General features: G+C 56.1%; 19 protein-coding genes. 8 read left to right on the top strand and 11 right to left on the bottom strand.

Going from position 1 to position 20,126, the window contains the following annotated elements:
• Positions 1-135 precede the first annotated feature (135 nt).
• The 3 genes from U6115_RS08290 to U6115_RS08280 all read left to right on the top strand — a co-directional run bounded on the left by U6115_RS08290 (position 136) and on the right by U6115_RS08280 (position 3,213).
• A complete protein-coding gene (locus tag U6115_RS08290) occupies positions 136-1,278 on the top strand; it encodes a hypothetical protein (protein WP_146008346.1) in 1,143 nt (380 codons plus the stop codon).
• Entirely contained in the window at positions 1,271-1,939 is a 669-nt protein-coding gene (locus tag U6115_RS08285) for a hypothetical protein (RefSeq protein ID WP_146008347.1), read from the top strand. The genes U6115_RS08290 and U6115_RS08285 overlap by 8 nt, the downstream gene beginning before the upstream one ends.
• A gap of 1,022 nt (positions 1,940-2,961) precedes the next feature.
• Positions 2,962-3,213: a TnsA endonuclease N-terminal domain-containing protein gene (locus U6115_RS08280; RefSeq protein WP_043574675.1), complete on the top strand. Its 252-nt coding sequence runs from the start codon at positions 2,962-2,964 to the stop codon at positions 3,211-3,213.
• Positions 3,214-3,267: 54 nt separating this feature from the next.
• Here U6115_RS08280 and U6115_RS08275 read toward each other — a convergent pair whose 3' ends face one another.
• The 10 genes from U6115_RS08275 to U6115_RS08230 form a co-directional block, all read right to left on the bottom strand.
• Positions 3,268-8,160 carry a hypothetical protein gene (locus U6115_RS08275; protein WP_146008348.1) on the bottom strand — a complete coding sequence of 1,631 codons (4,893 nt, stop codon included), beginning with the start codon at positions 8,158-8,160 and terminating at the stop codon, positions 3,268-3,270.
• A 233-nt stretch (positions 8,161-8,393) separates the two neighbouring features.
• Positions 8,394-9,239, bottom strand: coding sequence for a copper chaperone (locus U6115_RS08270; RefSeq protein WP_146008349.1), 846 nt, complete (start codon positions 9,237-9,239; stop codon positions 8,394-8,396).
• Positions 9,208-10,623 carry a tyrosinase family protein gene (locus U6115_RS08265; RefSeq protein WP_181243237.1) on the bottom strand — a complete coding sequence of 472 codons (1,416 nt, stop codon included), beginning with the start codon at positions 10,621-10,623 and terminating at the stop codon, positions 9,208-9,210. The genes U6115_RS08270 and U6115_RS08265 overlap by 32 nt, the downstream gene beginning before the upstream one ends.
• 719 nt (positions 10,624-11,342) lie before the next feature.
• Positions 11,343-12,683 carry an ATP-binding protein gene (locus tag U6115_RS08260; protein WP_043574670.1) on the bottom strand — a complete coding sequence of 447 codons (1,341 nt, stop codon included), beginning with the start codon at positions 12,681-12,683 and terminating at the stop codon, positions 11,343-11,345.
• A complete protein-coding gene (locus tag U6115_RS08255; RefSeq protein WP_043574668.1) occupies positions 12,659-13,324 on the bottom strand; it encodes a response regulator transcription factor in 666 nt (221 codons plus the stop codon). The genes U6115_RS08260 and U6115_RS08255 overlap by 25 nt, the downstream gene beginning before the upstream one ends.
• 116 nt (positions 13,325-13,440) lie before the next feature.
• On the bottom strand, positions 13,441-13,677 hold the full coding sequence (locus U6115_RS08250) for a hypothetical protein (protein ID WP_146008350.1): 237 nt from the start codon (positions 13,675-13,677) through the stop codon (positions 13,441-13,443).
• A gap of 63 nt (positions 13,678-13,740) precedes the next feature.
• A complete protein-coding gene (locus U6115_RS08245) occupies positions 13,741-13,959 on the bottom strand; it encodes a hypothetical protein (protein ID WP_146008351.1) in 219 nt (72 codons plus the stop codon).
• A 109-nt stretch (positions 13,960-14,068) separates the two neighbouring features.
• Positions 14,069-14,665, bottom strand: coding sequence for an undecaprenyl-diphosphatase (locus tag U6115_RS08240; protein ID WP_043574666.1), 597 nt, complete (start codon positions 14,663-14,665; stop codon positions 14,069-14,071).
• 16 nt (positions 14,666-14,681) lie between these two features.
• Entirely contained in the window at positions 14,682-15,218 is a 537-nt protein-coding gene (locus U6115_RS08235; RefSeq protein ID WP_043574662.1) for a cytochrome b, read from the bottom strand.
• A gap of 15 nt (positions 15,219-15,233) precedes the next feature.
• The gene (locus U6115_RS08230) at positions 15,234-15,557 is read right to left on the bottom strand and encodes a cytochrome b562 (RefSeq protein WP_052258022.1); all 324 of its coding nucleotides are present in this window, start codon (positions 15,555-15,557) and stop codon (positions 15,234-15,236) included.
• Positions 15,558-15,959: 402 nt separating this feature from the next.
• On the opposite strand from U6115_RS08230, the gene U6115_RS08225 reads away from it, so the two are divergent.
• Positions 15,960-16,523, top strand: coding sequence for a BON domain-containing protein (locus U6115_RS08225; RefSeq protein ID WP_052258021.1), 564 nt, complete (start codon positions 15,960-15,962; stop codon positions 16,521-16,523).
• Between the two features lie 73 nt (positions 16,524-16,596).
• Here the strand turns inward: U6115_RS08225 and U6115_RS08220 are convergent, their stop codons facing one another.
• On the bottom strand, positions 16,597-17,088 hold the full coding sequence (locus U6115_RS08220) for an Lrp/AsnC family transcriptional regulator (protein ID WP_043574659.1): 492 nt from the start codon (positions 17,086-17,088) through the stop codon (positions 16,597-16,599).
• Positions 17,089-17,212: 124 nt separating this feature from the next.
• Here U6115_RS08220 and U6115_RS08215 point away from each other — a divergent pair, with 124 nt between their 5' ends.
• The 4 genes from U6115_RS08215 (at position 17,213) to U6115_RS08200 (ending at position 20,067) form a co-directional block, all read left to right on the top strand.
• Positions 17,213-17,830, top strand: coding sequence for a LysE family translocator (locus U6115_RS08215; protein ID WP_043574656.1), 618 nt, complete (start codon positions 17,213-17,215; stop codon positions 17,828-17,830).
• A gap of 128 nt (positions 17,831-17,958) precedes the next feature.
• Positions 17,959-18,891, top strand: coding sequence for a LysR family transcriptional regulator (locus tag U6115_RS08210; RefSeq protein WP_043574654.1), 933 nt, complete (start codon positions 17,959-17,961; stop codon positions 18,889-18,891).
• 82 nt (positions 18,892-18,973) lie between these two features.
• Positions 18,974-19,597: a LysE family translocator gene (locus tag U6115_RS08205; protein ID WP_043574652.1), complete on the top strand. Its 624-nt coding sequence runs from the start codon at positions 18,974-18,976 to the stop codon at positions 19,595-19,597.
• A 17-nt stretch (positions 19,598-19,614) separates the two neighbouring features.
• Positions 19,615-20,067: an aminoacyl-tRNA deacylase gene (locus tag U6115_RS08200; protein WP_181243137.1), complete on the top strand. Its 453-nt coding sequence runs from the start codon at positions 19,615-19,617 to the stop codon at positions 20,065-20,067.
• The last annotated feature ends 59 nt before the right edge of the window (positions 20,068-20,126 follow it).

Genomic DNA, 20,126 nt, shown 5'->3' with positions numbered 1-20,126 from the left:
GCCAACAATCGCGACAAACCTTAGGATGTAGAAAATATGACAGGAATGGTCTAGCTTGGAAGATGGAAAACCAATTGAAGCGTGGACTAGACCATCAAGATGGAGGCACTGGCCAAATACACGAGATAGCAAAGAGTGCCCTCCCCAACGCTAGAGAAGTGGATTGTAGGAAATACAGGGAAGAAACTAAATAAGGACGCTCTTGCTTCTGCTATTGCCGATGAAAAAATTCAATCCAAACTCTCTCGTACCATATGCAAGTTCCCAACAGAATGGGAAAAAGCGCAACTGGACACGCGTTATGGCTGGCTGAAGCAGAAAAGTGACATCCTTGATGAGCCCATGACGGAAGAAAAGTATGCTGAGTTCAAAGCGTACGTTGAAGCCCTTTGCTTCTGGGATGAGGCGTCTATAGGTATAGATAGCAGCCATTGGCATCTTTGCCCAAGGATGTTTATCTTGCAATTCAGGAAAAATGGCTGGCTAAGCAAGGCTGAGCTCGCCAAAGTATATCCAGACAAGTTGATTCCAAAGATGTCTGGTCAAACTCCTGAGCAATTGCGCGAGCAATACAGACTTCACCTCAATAAGGTTGCCAGAAAATACCTATACAACACACCTGTTAAACTTAGCCATTTTTATGGGCAGGGTGCAGTAGAATCTGGACTATTGACCAAGATGGTTGAGCAAAGTCAAAAACAGGACTACGTTAACAAAAAGGGCCTAGGAATAGAACCTAAATCTCTAGTTTCAGAGAAAGTTCTTGGTCACTGGTATGGTGCTACCCCTAGCGAACAAGATTTATACTATTCCAAAGAAAAATATAATAGCAAGGGGATTAGAATTACAGGATCCTACAGTTGGCTTAATGGAAACTGTGGCGATGTAGATGCACAAAAATTCAGAGGCAGAGGATTTAAACAGCTAACGGGTCGTTCTAACTATGCAGCCTACTGGGTGTATCGCGGATACCTGAAAAAAAGTCAATTTGATGATGGCTGGTGGAATGATCACGCTTACAAAAGCAAAGATGCCAAAGCCATGAAAAAGCGTCCTGCGCCAATAGATGACCCACAGAGAATATCTATAGATGATTACAACTGCATCTATGCAGGAGGTTTTTACCTTGCATTTGAGCGGCCAAAATCTTTAAAAATTATGGGGCAACGCGGCCCTGATGCAGTGCGACTGATCACTTTAGCAATTAATGGAGGCGAAATTGGACTTCCCGATAGAAAAGCACATACAGCACGTATTGAAAAAATACTCCTTGAATAGCCTTGCTTGCATAGCATTTATTGCTTCCGGAATAGCCTATGCAGACAACAGTTATCAGTTACCGATAAGTAGCGGGTATACTTTCACTGCGGCCTCGAGCAATACTGTTATGGTGACGGGAGCTGGCAAGAAATGTACCATCACAAACTTAACGGCCTCAATGGGATCCGACCCCAGACTCCCACCAAGATTAAGCAATGATGGCGAGTATGTAATACTATCCGAGCATGACTATATAGATAAAAATGAACTTACCTCCTGCACCAACAAAATCAAAGCCCAATCGATAAAGAGCTTTCTATTTGATATAAACAAAAGCAAAGGACTAGTGCTCAGCGCAGACATCTATTCAGCCACCCCCGATGGGTACTTGGCAGAACTATATGATATAAAAACAAAAAAAGACGTGATACAGGCCAAAGGTTTTTTTGATAAAAAAACGCCTGCAAAAAAACAACTAGAGAATGTATTCAGCCTAACTGGCAATGGAATCATCTCAAAAGACGGACAATATGTTTCCGTCAATGGCGATCCCGACTGCACCGGCGACTCGTACCCTGGAGTGTATAATTTAAAGACAAGAAAATTAGTAAATAGAACTACACTGGGCGGACTTGATGGTGACGCTTTAGATGCCGCCTGCAAGAAGCTTTTCGAATAGATTAGCTTAGCCCTAATCTTATATAGCCCCCAAACAACCCAACCGTTTCAGAAAACCTCGCGACAGCATGACGCGCACCATCAGATGAAGGGTGCTTTCGACGAAAAAACCCTGTTCAAAGCACCCATTTCCCCCACTTCAGGATTCGGGACACCTTGACCAACAGATTTTTTCAACAACTAAGCAGAAAAGTTGGTTTTTTTCAGGAACTCTGCATCTGATCGGTCTTGCTACGCTGACAAGAAAGTGCAAAAAGCCTTACCCGGCAAGGAAGGCTTTTTTCACTAACTTTGCTTCCCTACAGTAGTTGTAGGGACTGAGTATTGTTGAGATCTCAGCGAAAATACATTGCAACCAATGCAGATTGGTCCCAAACCAAAATTACAATAGCAAGCCATTGCGCATGCAGTATCAAAAATACAACACAGAATAGATTTCATCTGTTCTGTGTTTTTCATTTCAATCCAACAGCAGAATAAAAAGCAAAGCCTGCCAAATCCCCCGATATCCAATCTCCGACTTACACCTCAGTAACTCATTGAAAATTCCCTGTTATCCCTTCGCAAATCCTGAATCTCCTTCGGATAAAAATCCCGGGATCCAGAGAAGCATCCACGACAAAAATTGGCTTAAGGTCATCCTCGGAGGGATCTTTATCACTCATTCGCAAAATTCCACGGTCATAATTTTTCGTAGAATATAGTTTCCACGGAAAAACAGTATGTTACGAAGAGAAATTGCTGTCGCATCAAGCGATCGGCAGCTAGAATTTAGAGGAAATGCAACGAGAACATCACGAGAAAACGTGAAAGGAACACCTATGGCTACATAGCAAAAAAGGACACCCCCTAAATGTAGAGAAGTGCCCTATTGCCCGTGCGATAAAGACCAGACGGTATTAATACGGCAATGGCTCCTATCGCGGTATATGCCCGTCAAACAAAGGGATTGACGGCTGCATACCCTATGAATCCGGGCTAGCCCACAACGCGATCCGGCTTTACAACTTAGCACCCGAGGTCATGCTCATCATCCCGGAGCCGTTCGCTCTGGACTACGAGCTCGACGGTGAGGCCCATAGCTATACGCCAGATTTTTTGTTGCACCTACGCGACGGTCGACGCGCAGTTGTAGAGATCAAGTATCAGGCGGAGGCCAACACCCCTGAGAACCAGCGCCGTTTCCAAGTGATCGCGCCGCTGATCGAATCCGCGGGAGGAGGTCATCGACACCAGTGGATTTGGCCCGCTATGCAGGTAGCGATGGACCAGTAACCCAAAGAAAAGCAGCCCGCCTTTTGGCGGGCTGCTTCACATGAGAGCAGGCTTTCAATTCAATTTGCTTGCTATGGTACCAAACACGATCATGTCACCTGGTGTATAAGCGCCATTGAAGGTAATGATATTGTTCGCTGGGAAAAGCAGATTTTTTAGTGCGAACAGCGAAATCCCCTGGAAGTTCACGCCTAGGTTGCTACGGATGTAAGGTGGGAGCTGGTTGCTCAGTTGATCCAGAAAGTTGCTTTGCAATTCTCTGTCGTTTGTTTCACACGAGCCGGCCGGCGAGAGGTTGCCACCAACCTTGACAATAGCACTAGAAGCGTTGATATCAATCTGCTGATTCTGGCCACTTCCACCAAAGCTGATTGGCAGGTCGGAGGACAAACTGACTGTGACGTCCAACTGGTGATTGTCCCAACTATGGATGCAGGAGGGATTCAAGGGATCGCCGGGTGTGGGAGAACAGTGTTCCTTATAGTATTGGAACGACCGGCTCTCGGTCTTGGCATAATTGATCTTAAGGTTGGCACCATCATCGCAGCCAATAATCATCCCAGTGAAGTCCACCGGCACCAAGTTGGAGCTGCTGCTGATACGAATATTGGGATTACTAGAAGTGAAAGTCGCTTGCAAAGTGCCACTAGTGAAACGACCTGACCAAGTAGTATGGTTATTGCCAGGATCCACACCTTCCAACGTCAGGTAACTACCACCATCCCTCAGACTGGCCGGTAGCACTTTATCAAAAATGATGCGTGAACTCACGATCATACTGCAATCATCCCCGTCTGGGACAGGCTCTTCGACATCTAAGCTCAACGTTGACTTCTGCGTACCATCTGTGGTGATAAACAGCTGTAGTAAGTCTTTTTCAGCATTCGTGCGGAGGACGTTAAACTGAAATTTTCTCGGTTTCAGCGCATCTATCACGGAGTATTTATCCATGCTAAGGGCACCGAGCTCATAGTTAGTATCAAGCTCGGCAAAGTACTCTGCAATGAAGCCGTTGAACATTGGGTTCGTGGTGGTAATTTTGAATAGATTGGTTGAAAATGTGCCCTTAGACAGGTTGACCACAACCTGATTCCGACTATTATCAACACTCCCCTCTATCTTACCCAGTTCCGCGTAAGCGGTGAGAGTCTTTCCCTTCATATCGCTATCTTTAATGGCTGAGATAGGAATATAAGTACCATCGTTTAGCACACCAAATTCATAACTACCACCGGTCACCTCCATGAAAACCTTGGCGTATTGTGAATTGTTGTTCATGAACTCGATGCGAGGCGCACCCAACTGCATCGAGTAGACAGTCCGCGTCGTGGTGCCGGTGTCTTCATCCGTATAAACATTCTCCGTTTTCGGTATTTCTCTGACAAATTGCGGATTGTTCTTACGATCATTATATTGCTCTTCGAACAAGGCGTTTATCTTCGCCTCAGTCAGGTTCAACACTACATCCCAACCCTTTGTCACTGAACGGCCCTTCATTGCGGCTAGCGTGTCATTCCGGCTGACAACAGGCGCTTGCGCCCCATTGGCGTCTAGCGAGCGCTGCATGGCCATTTTCGGCAAGGCCTTGCGTTGCAAAAACAGAGGAGCATCGTTCAACTGAGTTATAAGATTGAACGACAAGTACAAATCAACCGTGGCGCCTTCGAATGTCAGCCCTTTGTTTGATGCGACCTTGGGAAACGAGACCTCCCAGTCGGAGAAGGGTGTGATGTGGCTGATGTTGTCTATTGCCGCCCCAGCCCCACCAAAGACCACGTCACCAGACTTCAAGTCAGTCAGAAACTCCAACTTGCGCGACACCGACGAGAAGCAGAGAGGATCTCGATTTTGGGCTCTGTCCTCGAATGGATTTCCCAGATACAGCAATCGACTGACGGTCTTACCACCATCGCTACCGGCAACCCCATCGATGCGCAGCGTCACATCCTTAACCCGCACCATGGTGAATGGCAAAAACTCTCGAGCCGATAGCGGAATGGCGAAGCGAAAACTCGAGCCATTGATCAGAGTCGAAACAGGTACACCTTCAATCATGTACTCAATCGGTTCGGATAATTGTTGAGGTACTGGCGACAACAATTCGAGCGCCTTGATGGTAGATACGTTCTGACGTACCAAAGCCATCTTCAACGCCTGCAGGTCTAGGGCGGGTAAATCCAGTGGTTCTTGCAGATACTCAAATTGCAGTGCCTGATCTTGCACCAATAAGGTCTGTGCTAGCGTCAGGGTCATCTGCAGCTTCTGTGCCTCTAATTCACCGCTTAAACTGACAAGGTCTATGTTGCAAAGAGAAGCATCATCGATCTGTTGCTGTGACAGCTTGGATGCGATCGAAGCCAACCTATCAGCCTGACTCTGGTTGATCCGTTGACGTTGTAAGTTCAGTAGACGATCGCCAATCAGCTTCTTTGCATTGGCTTGGGCGTTTAGCTGGGCTTGGGCCCGCTGAACCAGGATGTCGAATGCCACTTCCAGAGCATTCTTTTCCGGCAAGGATGGTCCAGTGGACAAGGCTAGCTTCATATTGGCGCGAAATTCGTTCCACTCTAGCGCGCTTATCAAGTTGTCTGTGCCTGACTCGATATCCTCCAGCATGCTTTGAGCCGCTTTGATGTTATCAACCCCGCCCTCAATCAGCTTCATGACCTTGTTGATGCCCGCGATGATTCCGACCAACTTCTGAATCTTCTTGGCGGTTTCCCCCAAGCCAGTCACACCCTCTTTCGCCGGAGCAATCGGCGTACTGATGGCGAAACCGACCTTGAATACCTGAAGGCACAAGTTGATCGAGAACTTGATGATTTCCATCGTCTCCCAGTTCGCCACAGCGGTCTGGTAATGCTCGACGGCCTTGTCTACCTCCATTTGCTGCTCTGCAAATAGCCGATCCAGCTCCTGCAGGGAGGCGGCGGTCTTAGCGATGGCGGTGTCGTCAACTTCGACAATGCTGGCATGCAGCCTAGCCAGTTCGGTTTGCTGCTGTGCGCTGGCTGAGATGTAGTCGGTCAACATAGCACCGCTGGCAATGATGTTTTGATTCAGCGTCTCGGCCGCTTTAATCAGCCGTTCTGCCTGCTGCCGCTCACGGATCCGGTTCTGGTAATCCTGCGAAGTACGGGTGATGTCATCTGTGACTTCAATCACCGAGTCCATCAACTCGCGATAGGCGCCATACGTTAAGTACGGCACTCTTCTGGCCGCGTTAGTCAGGGTACCGGCAGCACGGGCGAGATATAGGCAACTCAAGCGGACCCAGGCCAGCGTTTCATCACTGGTATCGCCTGGGATGATAAACACCAACCAATCGAGCAACGCCTGAATGCGCCGCGTGACACCTTCGCGAGGGGCGACCTGGTTGACTCGCCAAAGTGCTTCCGTAGATACCTGGGCAAACTGTAGAGGCTGTTTCAGTATGGGGAGAATATCTGCCGTGGGGGGGGCGCATAGATCGCGTGTCGCGACTACCCTCATTTGGCCGGTTTCTTCATCTGGACACGTGTCGAAGCGGACTCCATCGACAATTAAGGTCCAGTCCTGGCTGGTGGCAGCAACCAACCGTAAGGCCCCTTGGAATTGACCAAACCACAGCTTATCCGCAGCATAAGCTGCATCCGAAAGCGTTAGCTTGGGTAAATCGGGCCCAGCGCTACCAGCAAGAACCATTTGTGCAAGCAAGGTGACAGTTTCACCTGGAAGTGAGCAGTCTGAAGATACCTCTAGTAGGTTGCAGACGATGGATGTTTCGCGGATTCGCTCGGAAGCAACTAGGTTCATTTCCGCTGGTGCGAAACGCCGACGGAATAGCTTGATAACTGGACTGGCTATCAAGGACAGCAGCCCACCTTCCCCACTGTACATTTGGCTGACAATAGGATCAGAGACCAGGCCAAATCCGACCTGGATCGAGCCTCCGCATTTCCGATACAGCGCAGCAAGGCAAATCCTACGCCAAGTGATTTTGCGGTAATACTCTAGGAACAGACTAAGAGAGCTCAACTCCACCGCGATCGGCACGATTCGACTAAACGTCCTCAGCAAACTGGTTTTGTTGACAAGCATGGGAGCCAAGACGCTATTAGCTCCAGCCCATTTTTCATCCCGCCAGTCGCCTGCAGCAACTGATGCAGCTAGCTCGGGATCGCCACTGAGAATGCCGATGGGACTGCGTTCTTCTACATCGCCGAACTCGCCGTTGCGAGGGCGGGTGTAGTACGAGAAGCCCATCGCGGCCCACGGACCAGAGAAGGATTCTGGGTTGTCGCGGGCGGCCTGTTGCAGTACGGCAAAGCGGTCTAGCTTGTAAGACAGGACCTGATAAATCACATCGCCAGTCCAAATCTGCGAAACGTAATGGGTACCCCAGTTCTTGGAAAAGTCCAGGTAGTGCTGGGAGATAGTTTGATCCGGAGTTGGACGGGAAGGACTTAGGCAGGGACGCAAACGGCTAGATGCGCGGTCAAAGGCTTCAGCCACCATGGCATGGCGGTCGGGAATGCCAAATACGCCTCGCTCCCTCGAACGGTGAACCGAACTACCGGCAACACGGCGCACCATGATTAGCGCATATGCCCTATCGTTTCTGCTCAGATCCATGCCCAAGCGACCCGCTAGATTGTCCAGCACTGCCTGACGATTGGCATCGTGTAGAAGCAAAGCACCTGCTCCGACTGAGGGCAAAGGCTGCTCATCCCTTTCGAAGCGAATTCGAATATCGAACAATGAGGACAGTAATGATTCGGCATTGGCATGCAACGTGATTTCCGGGTGCTCCCAACTACCTGGCTCTTGCGCCAAGTTCGCCTCGTTGGTCGTAATCGCCTGATTGCCCGGCAAGAAGAATGGATTCCCCTCAGCAGGCAAGACGGGATGCAAACCCAGTGTGAGATTGACTGAACTCCCTAACATCCACGAACGCCCTAATTCCATTTTGGTTGCACCTTAAATAAATTAATGATGAATAGATGTATTCAGCCGCTACTACTGGGACCGGTTAAGTCGAGCCGGCTAGCTTTAATGGGACGGTGACACAACGAACATAGGAGCTCGCTTCAACGACTCCAGCCTAGGATTTCCCAGAAATCCCCTAACTGGTTAATGCAAGCTTTTAGACGGTTTTAGGGGGCCGCGGTAAGATCCCCCCTTCACCGCGGCCCACTAACTTAAGGTAAATGGACTATTGACCCAGGCCTAGTAGCACAAGAAATCCGATACAGAAATATCTTATTTACTATTAGCAACTTGGCGATACGCATGGCCCGACCAATACCATGCCAGCCCCATTCAGGCGAGGCAGAAGGCTGCAATCGCTCGGCAAAGACAAATAACGCCGTCCCAATCATGATTGGCATATGCCACTTTGGAGAAACGAGCGAAATGAGCATCAGTGCCCAGCACGCCACAACACAGTAAAGCCCATGAGAGACACCAAGCTTAAAGGAGCCCCAGAACGCGCCACCACCAGATGCAGGAGGGATTGGCTGACGGTGACACCTATTTAACGACCACTGCTTCACGGGAGACAACTGCCAGATTAAAGCGGCACCGAGCGCAACCCCTACCCCTATTTCACCCAGCAAGGAGATCGCAGCAGACAGCGTCAGCAATAAAGGGCCTATGAGCATCCATACCAGGATGTAGCCCGCACCAAACAGCACGGAAAGCGAGTTCCGAAGACTGGTGAAAGTACGCCAACGCAATGCGCGAATCGGCTCGAAGAGCAACGGCATCATCATGGCGATGATCATGCCGAACCATGCAAAGGCAATAGTGTGGAAGGGAAGAATGGCCAGGTGTCCGACTCCTCCAACCCTGCCCTGAATCCACCAGGAAGATGTGGCAGAACAGATAGATGCCATCCCCCCAGAGTCACCGCCCCCTAGGAGGGCCAGCCACCCCAAAAAGGTGGCCAGCACCAGCACCCAAAACCAAGGTTGGCGACACGGTACGAACTGTATTCGAACGCTCGCCACGGCCTCACCCTTGCCGATAGATGCCAATTCGCTCAATCGACAACCCTACGTCCTCCGGAATAGGGTAGCGTGACACTAAGGTGACCCTGACCTTGTCGCTCAACGAACCGGCCAAGTGCAATGAGTCGATGATGCCACTTATATCAATGGAGTAACTATTGCCTTCTCCCGCGTGGCCGTCCTCCTCCTGGGAAGCGGCGGTGACACCAAACAAGGCGATACTTCCAGCTTTCAAGCCAGCATCTTCCCCTGCGGCCTCCAAGCCATTGGCATGGATGTAGACATCGAAAACCAGCGCATCCCGCTTGGCTCGAACATGCTCCAGTGCCAGAAATACTTTCCCTGGCGTGTCACTTTCCCCCGCCACAACGGCTTCCAGATTGGCCGTGACACGTTTACGCACCAATGAATCCATGGCAACCGTCGTACTAATTGACTGGCCGATGAACTGTACTGCTCCCGCATTAGCACCAAGCAGTTCGGTTTGGGACCTAGCCATCTGAATGTCTCCACGTAATGGCGCACCCAGCGCCCTCATGCGGGCCTCTGCTCTGGCAGGAACCTCAATGCTCGTAGTATCCGCATAGGCGTAGCCAAGCTTGCCAATGTCTACAACATCTTTGGGGGCAAATTTCCAACTCTCGCCATTCGGCATTGGAAGAATGAACTGCTCTGCCCCAGTCGATTTCGGTCCATTCAACCATTTAGACTCTGGCGGGTTGTGATGGTTTGGATTGGCACGCAACCACACTTCCCACAAGCGATCGATGTTGCAATGATGCAGCCAGAAAATTGGATCCAGTGCTGCAGTTTGAGGTCTCGACATGAGGCCTTCTGGCTTGCTCGGATCAAATGACCCACCAATAGACACATGCGCGTTGTCATGAGGCTGAGTCTCAAGCCCCCCATGTTGGCCACGAGAATGGTGGAATCCCGTATCGGGGCCGCCAAATCCTGGAGGGGTTCCTCCATCAGCTCCCGTAAATTCATCATCGCCCATTGAATCTAGGTTTACCACACTGAGGTCGATGAAAACGTTGCCATCTCCGTTGGGACCATAGCGTTGCGGCACGTAAAGTGGATTATCTCCCTGTCCTTCAGGCCAATCTGCCGAGGTGAACTCGACAGGAAGTCCGTTCTGATCCGGCTTGAAATAATCCCAATAAGGTAAAGTCCATCCTGGATCACCACCAAGCTTCACAACCTCGGCCCGAACAACCGCTTCAAAAGCCCATATATAACCACGATGCCAGGGCAAGAAATACCATGAGCCATGCTGACATTGATCCCAATATGGAACAGCTTTTGTTGGTTCGCCGACGGCCCAATAATTGTTAGCTTGCCATAGCGTCTGGTCAAAACCATGTATGCCTCCCCAAAATCGCCAGCTAAGTGGATCGTCGAGGGGTTTTTCTTTCATTGCCTTCACTGCTTTGGCATACATAAGCATAGCTGGCGACCAAGCCCCCAGACATTCTGTCGAATTAAGGTCATGCCTACTCCTTATTTTACAAATTAGTCGTTTAGGTAGTTGTGCCAACGCATTGAAGGAACAATTAAAGCCTTCCGTTATGGTGAACGGCGGATGAAAATCTATCTTCGCGCCAAATCGTTACGCCATTTCATCCCCATCGCCTGACGGCCGCTCCATAAATGCCATCGTCATTTTCAAGTAAAGCAGATAGCTACTCGTTTCACAAGAGTAAATTTCCTGCATCGCACCGCTGACCTCCTCCCGCAAAAACGTAGCGACGAAAGCAGACAGCAGAGACCTATTGTGGTTTCCACTTTGGGTTAGGAGAGTTGAGCTACCAAACCATGAGTCAGATATGTCACACCCACAGCATGAAAAGTCAGTTGCTAAGCTTTGCTATTGGCTGCGCGCCTAACATTTTATTCGAACTGGATGGACTAACGCTCGCCGGCTTATCCAAAAATTTTTGCAGTCACGATGCTACGCAGTCCTTGCTCAGCATGGCCGCGCAAATGCAAAGAGCCTTGAGTGGCAAGGCTCTTTTTTCACTGATTTTGCCGCCCTACAGTGGCGTCGGCACTCGGGTAAACACCACCCCCGCCAAACGCTAACCGGGCTTGGCGGATGCGGGGAATATCAAGCCGCGCCGCCGGCCTCCGGCTCAGTCAATCAGCCCGCAATTTCACCACCACTTTCAAACCCAACCGTTCAGCCTCTGCGCTCCAGTTGAGGGCGATGCTGCCGCCCAGCCTGCCAGCCACCTCGCGCGCGATAGCCAAGCCCAGCCCGGACCCCTGCTGCTCAGTCCCCAGCATTCGGTAAAACGGATCGAATACCCGTTCGCGCTCGGGCTCCGGAATGCCGGGGCCATTGTCGGCCACCGCCAAAAAAACGCCATCGGGCAGGACGCCGGCGGATAAATCCACCTTGCCGCCAGATGGCGTATAGCGGATGGCGTTGTCCACCAAGTTTTTCACCACCGTGGCCAGGTCCAGTTCGGAAGCCTTCACCGCGACATCCGTCCCATCCTCCACCCCGATATCGATGCCCTTGGCTTCCGCCAAGGGCATCAAGTCCTCCAACACGCTGCGAAACACCGCCTGGATGGACACCGGCGCAGCCATGCCGGCTTGCGGAGCGGCCGTAGTCTGCACCCGCGCCATTGTCAGCAGCTGGTTCAACAAGCGGCGGCTGCGCTCAATGCCGCAACGCAAAGTCGCCATGCGTTCCCGGGCATTGTCCGGCAGATCTATCGCGGCCAAGCGCTCCGCCTGCAAGGACAAGGCGGTCATCGGCGAACGCAGCTCGTGCGCGGCATCGGCCAGAAAGCGCCGCTGACTGTCCACGCTCTGCGACACTCGGTCCAGCAGGCGATTGATCGCCACCGCGAAGGGACGGATTTCCAATGGCAAACGCTCCTCCTCGACGGAGTGCAACTCCGTTACCTGGCGCAGATCGATTTCCCGAGATAATTCCGTTATGGGCCGCAACATGTTTTTGATCAGGCGCGCGACCAGCCAGATCATGAAGGGCAGCAACAAAAAAGGCGGCAAGGCGGTACGCATCGCCACGTCCGCCGCGATGTCGTCTCGAATATGCCGCTCCTGCGCCACCGCCACGCGAACCCCGTTGAATAGCGTTTTCACCAGCACGCGATAAGGCTCGCCGTTCAATTGCAAGGTCTGCAATCCATTCGGCAGATCGGCTGGGAGCGGCAGCCGGCCCGGCACGGCTTGATGCGCGGCTAAAAATTGAATCAGCACCCTAGACTCGTTTTCCAACACCACCGGGTGCATGGCCGTGGTCTCGATAGGCGGCACCCGCTCTTGGTCCAGCAGCCATGCCGCCTGATTCAGCATGCCGTCCTGCATGTCGTTGGCTTCTTTGAAAGCCGACCAATAAGACACGCCGCCCACCGCCAGCGTCAACAGCAGGATCATTGCGATCAGTGAAACCAGCAGCCGCAGCTGCAGCGAATCTCTCAGGCGCTTTTGGACACCATCCATCCCATTCCCCTGACATTCTTGATCACGGCGCTGCCCAGCTTGCGGCGCAGGGAATGAATCAGAAACTCCACCGCATTGCTTTCCACCTCTTCGCCCCAGCCATAGATGCGCTCTTCCAATTCTCCGCGCGACAGAATGGCGCCAGGCCGCGCCAACAACGCCTGCAACAGCGAAAATTCTCGATTGGACAGCAAAACGGGATCGGCGCCGGCGGCGCTTGCCTCGCGAGTGGCCGGGTCCAGCGTTACCACGCCGTTCCCCAGACAGGCGGCCGCGTGGCCGCTTTTTCTTCTGGCCACCGCGCGCATCCGCGCCAGCAGCTCAGCCATGTCGAAGGGCTTGAGCAAGTAATCGTCCGCGCCGCCATCCAAGCCTTTCAGTCTGTCGTCCAGGCTGTCGCGGGCACTGACGATCAGCACGGGGACCGGATTGCCGCCTCGGCGCACGGCAGCCAGCACATCCATGCCATCTCGGCCAGGCAGACCCAGATCCAGCAATAACAAGTCATAAACATGATTTTCCAAAGCCAACAGCGCGCGCTTGCCGTCCCGCACCCAGTCCGCCGCGTAGCTGGCGTCCCGCAATGCCGACACGACAGCCTCGCCCACCATGGGATCGTCTTCTATCAACAAAACCCTCATGCGTCCCCTTTCGACAGTTGCGCGGCGCCCCAGCTTGCACATTGATTTCACAGCAGGCCGCTGGATTCTTTCAGCATATAGCGTCATTGCGCCATCGCATAAACGGGATCCGGGATTCAGCGCTTGCGCGTTCTGCCACGCTCAGTCTCCCGGCGCGGCACATGCCCTTTTCTCCACCGCTGCGCAATCCACGCCGCGCAGCCGGAACAGGCAACCGCCAGCGACAACAGAAACAAGGGTAAAAAAACAAGATGCGCCCCATGGCCGCGCCAAGCGCATCGCGCGAACAGAAGCAAAAACGGAGGATGCGCTTCAAACAGCGCCAGTGCGTGCGACAAGAACATGTCGATCATTCGCAAGCAGCGCAGGCGGGGCGGCGGACGATGACGACACCTCCGCGCCCGCCGAGCCGGCGATCAGCTTTGTCCGCTCGCCGCCTCTTGCGCGGCTTGGGCGGCGGACTCGGCGGCTTCTTCCTGTTGTTTGGCGCGGCCCGCGCTGCTGATGCGGACCTGATCCTGCGCCGGCGCGCCATTGGCAGCGGCAGGCTGATAGGCCGCGGCTGCGTTTGCGCCGCGGAACGTCACGGGAGACAAAGCTTGCGGCCCCGTTGCCGCGATGGGAGCGATAGACATGGTTTTCTCCATTTAAACTGCATCGTTCTGCCGGACCAGCCGGCCCAAGCCGTTGGGGCTGTTTTCAGATTAGCCACGCAGACTTAGCGGCGGCTTAGTTGGCCAAAGATTATTTAACACTCCCGGAATGGGAGGAAAAATAGCTGGACAGCTGACGCTCCATCGCCAATGCCGCGCAATAAACAGGCGGCAAATACCGCCAGGCCAATCGATACGCAACCCAGGCGCTGAACCAGGCCACCGCCGCCGCGCCCAGCATATCGAGCGGAAAGTGCACGCCCAGATAGATTCTGGCCCAAGCCATAGGCAAGCCGGCCGCCAGCAAACCGTATCCGCAGTTTCGCATCGCCCTCCCCAACCAGAAGCTGGCGGCGACGGACCACCACAAGGTCAGATGGTCGCTCGGGAACGAGGCATCGGCGGCATGATTGAGAAAGCAATGTCCCAGCCCCAGCATGAAAGGCCGAGGCTGCGGCCACAGCCAGGCGATCAGCTGATTAAGCCCCAGCGCCGACAAGGCCGCCGCCAGGGCCTCCAAAGCCGCCTTGCGCTGCCGGGCCCCTCCCCAGAGCCAACAGCCGGCCAACAGCAGCGGCATCAGCGCAATCAAGTATTCGCCTAAAAATTTGGCCAGCGCCAACAAGCAACCAGATGGCAAAGCCGGCGCGTTGAGCCATTCAAAAAGCGTGTAATTGACATCATCCATGACAACGCGTTCCGCCTCAGCGTTTCACGCCGCGCATGGGCAGCATCCGCGCCTGCCCCAAGCCGGGATGGCTGATGCGATGCCACAGCGCCGCCGCGACATGCAGCCCGATGAACAAAGCAAACAAGGCGGCCAAGCTTTCGTGCATGCCGCCGAACCAGTGTGACAGGCTGCGGTTTGTCGCCGCCAGCGCCGGCAAATCCAAGCCGGGGAACAACGTCACGGCGTGACCCGCAGCATTGGTTTTCAGCCACCCCAAGAGCGGCACTCCCAGCATGCACAGATACAGCAAGCCATGCGCCCACTTTTCCGCCAGATACGGCCAGGAGCCGGGCGGATTGAGCGAGGCCGGCAAGCGCTTGCGCAAGCGCATCTTGTTCGCGGCCCGCGCCAACGCCAGCAATAAAATCCAGGCCCCGATCAATTTATGCGCGGCCAGCAGCGACTCTTCGTCGTCTAGCAAGTAACCGAGCGCGAAATTTAAAAACACCAGCAAGGCCAATAACCAGTGCAACAAGCTGACGGAAAGCGGATAGCGAGCATTGTCCGACATGATGTCCCCCCCGTTTCAGTTGAGCAAATGGTGATAGCGCTTCTTGGTCTGATTGGCGGCTTGCAGCGATTGCTTCGCCGCCGCAAGGTTGCCCGCTCGGGCGAACTGTTCCGCCTTGTTCAAATCGACGCTCAAAGTGCGCATGCCCTCCCGATAATCGGTTGGATTATCGGGATAAGGCAGTTTCGCGGCGCGGTCCACATCCAGGCGCAAGCGCTGCAGACAATTGGAAAACTCGTTGACGTCGGCGCTGCCCATCGCGCCGTTCATCGCGGTTTTCATATCCTTCATCAAGCTTTTCAGCTCGCCAGCCTGCGCCGGCACAGTCAGCGCCAACATCAGAACCGCCGCGCCTGCCGCCTGAGCCCACCGCCCTGGCATATCCAGTGAAAACATATCGCTCCCCTCCTGACGACGATCGCAAAGACATCGGCCGCGCCTGCGCGGCAGCGGCCAAACTCTGCTCCGAAGCATAACCAGAGCGGCTTAGAAGAAACTTAGCGTCATAAACACAATGCGCCACGGCGCGGACAAGGGGCTTTGGCAGCCGCGCTCAAGGGGAAAGCACCCATCTTGCATCCATCCCCAAAGACAACTCAGACCGACCGCCAGCAGGCGAAAGCGGCCGCGGCTCCGCCCTCCCACGCGCGATCAGGCGCGGGACAAGGAAGCGGCCCGGCGCTAACCAGGCTATGCTTTCCACTGACACGGCTGAAATCCGGTACTTCGGCATTGCGTCTCATGATGTTTCCCGCCAGGAAGGCCAACAAAAGCGGCAAAAGCCCCAGGGGCTTTTTCGCTGACGCCGCTTCTCTACGCGCCCTCGTTTTGGGCCTGGCCGGCGGCCTGCTTGCGGCGACCTCCGCCGCTCTCGCCTCGCCGCCGCTGAAAAACTGGTTCGACGACCCCTTCTTCCAGGCGCGCGGCCGGATAGCCGCTTGCCCGCTGCCGCAGGGCCCGTTCGCCACCGAGGCGGAAATGAAACAGCAAGCGCATTCGCGCATCGAGCGCGGCACCAGCTGCTGGCTGGCCAAACAATGCGCCAAGCCCAACGCCTACATGTACGACGCCGACATCGCCGCCGATTTGCGGCGCCGTTTTTCTCAAAGCCGCCGTTTCGCCGACGCCAGCCTATGGCTCACCGTGCAGCGCCGCTTCGTCTACGTGGAAGGCTGCGCCCGCGCGCGCCGCGCGGTGGCCGGGATAGAGTCTTTCATCAAGCGCACCCCCAATGTGCAGCTGGTGATCGCCAACATCCGCGTCGGCGCGGAAAAGCCAGGCTACGCGGTGATGCCCGCGCCTTAGGCGCAAGCTTAAAACAGGCCAGGCTAACGCCCGCCAGTCACGGCCCTGCCGCCCGGCGCATGGCCCAATGCCCTCATCCGCGCCGATCCGCCGCTACCGGCAGCCGGCCCGACATTTTCACCTCGCGCAGCGACAAGCTGGAGCGGATCGACGATACCCCGGGCAGCTCGCGCAGCACGTCGCGCACGAAAACGCCGAACGCTTCCAGATCCTCGGCGACCACCTGCAGCAGGTAATCGCACTCGCCGGTCAGGTTGTGGCAGGACAACACCTCCGGAATCGCCTGCAGTTGCGCCTCGAAACGCAGCGGCGCATCGCCGGTATGGCTGCCGAAACCGACCTGCACGAAGGCGAGCACCCCGTAGCCCAGCTTCTTGCGGTTCAGCACCGCCTGATAGCCCTCGATATAGCCGTCGGCCTCCAGCCGCTTCAGCCGGCGCCAGCACGGCGTTTCGCTCAACGCCACTTGCTCGGCCAGCTTCGCATTGGACAGCCTGCCGTCCCGCTGCAGCAGCGCCATCATGGCGCGATCCACATCATCAAGCTCTGATTTTGGAAGATTCATTTACATAAAACCAAAATTTAGAAAGAGTCTTTCCAAATTTAGCGTGACAGCGCAAGGGAAAGCAAAGCAATTTCAGCATGCCGCGGGCAAACTAAGCCTATCGCCATTGATGCCGGAACCCGCCATGCTGCCACTCTCCCTGCTGTCGCTATACCTAGCCGCCCTGGTCGCCGTCTATGTCTTGCCGGGGCCGGACATGGCGCTGGTGATGGCCACCTCCGCCAGCCGCGGCGCCGGCGCCGGCCTCATGACTGCGTTGGGCATCGCCGCATCGCGCTTCCTGCACGTGATGATGTCGGGCCTGGGCCTCGCCGCGCTGATGGCCACCCACCCGCTGCTGTTCAACGCCGTGCGCTGGATAGGCGCGGGCTACTTGCTGTGGCTGGCGTGGAAGGTCGTGAGCGCCAAGCCTGCGGCTGAAAACGCGCCTCAAGTGGCGGAATCGGGCCGCGCCGCGATCGCGCGCGGTTTTCTGACCAATCTGCTCAATCCCAAGGCCTTGATGTTCTGCGCCTTGTTCCTGCCGCAATTCGTGTCGCCGGCGTATGGCGCGGCGCTGCCGCAGTTCGCATTGCTCGCGGCCATCCTGGTCGCGGTCGGGCTGTGCTTCGATACCGCCTACGCCTTCGCCGCCAGCGGCATCGCACGCCGCCTGAAAACCAGCCGCTCGACGGCGAAGCTGCAAAAAGGCCTGCTGGGCGGCATGTTCGTGGCGATGGCCGGGCGGCTGATCTTCGGCTGAGCCCCTCTGCAGGCCGGCGCGCCGCCGCGCCGGCTATTCCCAAAATCCTGCTCTCATCCGACAATCCAGGGGCTCGGCCTACAAACCGGGCCCGCCGCCACGGCGTGCCCATGCCTGACGGATGCCCCATGCCACTGCCTCTGAATCTGAACCTGCTGCGTTCGCTGGAAGCGCTGCTGGAAACCCGCAACCTCACCCGCTCCGCAGACAAGCTGGGGCTGACCCAATCGGCGATGAGCCGCCACCTGGTGCAGTTGCGGGCGCAGTTCCACGACCCGCTGCTGCTGCGCGAAGGGCAGCGCTTCGTGCTGACCGAGCGGGCGGAAGAACTGCGGCTGGGACTGAAAACGGTGCTGGAGCAGGTGGAGCGGCTATACCAGCCGCCGCAGTTCGATCCGGCCGTCTGCGAGCGGGAGTTCTCCTTCGCCGGCTCCGACTACCTGGCCGAATACATGCTGCCGGACATCCTGGACCAGGTGCTGCCGCAGGCGCCGAACATGCGCCTGAAATTCCTGCCCTGGCAGGCCGGGCGTTTCGACATGCTGGTGGATGGCAGCGCGGACCTGGTTTCCACCATCGCCGACGAAATCCCGGACAACATCTACGGCAAGTCGCTGGGCCAGGATCAGCCGCTGTGCGTGATGGCGAATGACCACCCCTTGCGCGGCAAGTCCGCGCTGAAACAGGACGACTACCTGGCCTGGCCGCACGCGCGCGTCAGTTCGGCCAGCGACAAGGACGGCTTCGTCGACGTGCAGCTGGCGCAAAACGGTCTGGCCCGCCAGGTGCGCATCGCCACCCCTTATTTCGTGTCGGCGCTGAGCATCGTCTCCCGCAGCCAGATGCTGCTGACGCTGCCCGAGCACTTGGCCGTCCGCTTCCAGCGCCAATTCCCGGTATGCGCCAAGCCGATGCCCTTCATCGATTACACCTACCGCTACTGGCTGCTGTGGCATGGCCGCGCGGACAAGGACCCGGCGCACCGCTGGTTCCGCGGCCACGTTTTCGACGCGCTGCACCACTCCATCCACGGCGTCAGCAACTATGCGGGAGACGCATAGCGGCTATCAGGCCATGGCGGTTCTGCCCGCCGCGTCCACGCCATAGACTTTGTCCTGACTGTCATCAAACAAGGAGAAAGTTATGACCTGGACGATCTGGCTGCAATTCGCCGGCGTGTGCATGCTGGGCGCGATGTCGCCCGGCCCCAGCCTGGCGATGGTGCTGCAGCAGACGACCCGCGGCGGACGAAGCAGCGGCCTGGCCGCCGCGTCGGGACACGCGCTGGGCGTGGGCCTGTACGCTCTCGCCGCGGCCCAGGGCCTGGCGCTGCTGATGGCGGCGCACCCGCTGTTGTTCCGAATCATCGCCGGTCTGGGCGCCGCCTATCTGGTGTGGCTGGGCGTGCAGGGCCTGCGCGCGGCGGCCCGTCCGCGCGCCGCCGCCGGCGCGACCACCGCCGCCGCCGCGCCGACATCCGCCTGGACAGCCGCCCGCACCGGCCTGGCCGTGTCGCTGTCCAATCCGCATCTGGCGGTGATGTTCGTCGCCCTGCTCAGCCAGTTCGTCACCGTCGATATGCCAGCCAGCGGCCAGGCGCTGCTGATCGTCACCGCGATGGGGCTGGATTTTGGCTGGTACGCGCTGCTGACGCTGCTGATCTCCCAGCCCGCCGTTCTGGGCGGCCTGCACCGCAAGGCCAGATGGATAGACGGCTGCGGCGGCGCGCTGATGCTGCTGCTGGGCCTGCGCATCCTGATGGTGTGACGATGCGGGAGCATGCCATGAAATGGAATCCGCAAACTTTCGCCGCGCTGGCCGCGCGCCACGGCGGCGAATTGCTGGAGCACGACGCGCCGCTGCGCTCGGCCCGCGAGGGCGCCGCCCACTTCGGCATCGCCATGGCGCAGACCGCGCCCACGCTGATCGTGGAAGCCGACGGCGACATCTTCGCCTGCATCCTGTCCGGCGGCCGCAACGGCGTGGACTGGGACAAGCTGGCGCGGCTGCTGGGCCGCGGCCATGTTCGCCTGCTTGACCGCCGCCGCGTCCGCGACATCACCGGTTGCGACGCCGGCGCGGTGCCGCTGCTGGGCCTGGGCCTGCCCTGCGTGATGGACCGCCTGCTGTTGGCCCACGACTTCGTCTACGGCGGCGCCGGCGATCCGCTCAGAACGCTGAAGATCGCTCCCCGCGTCCTGGCGGAGCTGAACCGGGTGTCGGCCTGGTACGAATAGCGCCCGCGGCTGACAGATGCTCCCGCAGGAGTCGAGCGCCGGCATGGCGGGTGGCGGGG

Origin of the sequence: Chromobacterium subtsugae (assembly GCF_035919665.1) — a bacterium.
GTDB lineage: Bacteria > Pseudomonadota > Gammaproteobacteria > Burkholderiales > Chromobacteriaceae > Chromobacterium > Chromobacterium subtsugae.
Note: the sequence above shows the minus strand (reverse complement) of the source record. Positions and strands in the feature narration are given on the sequence as shown.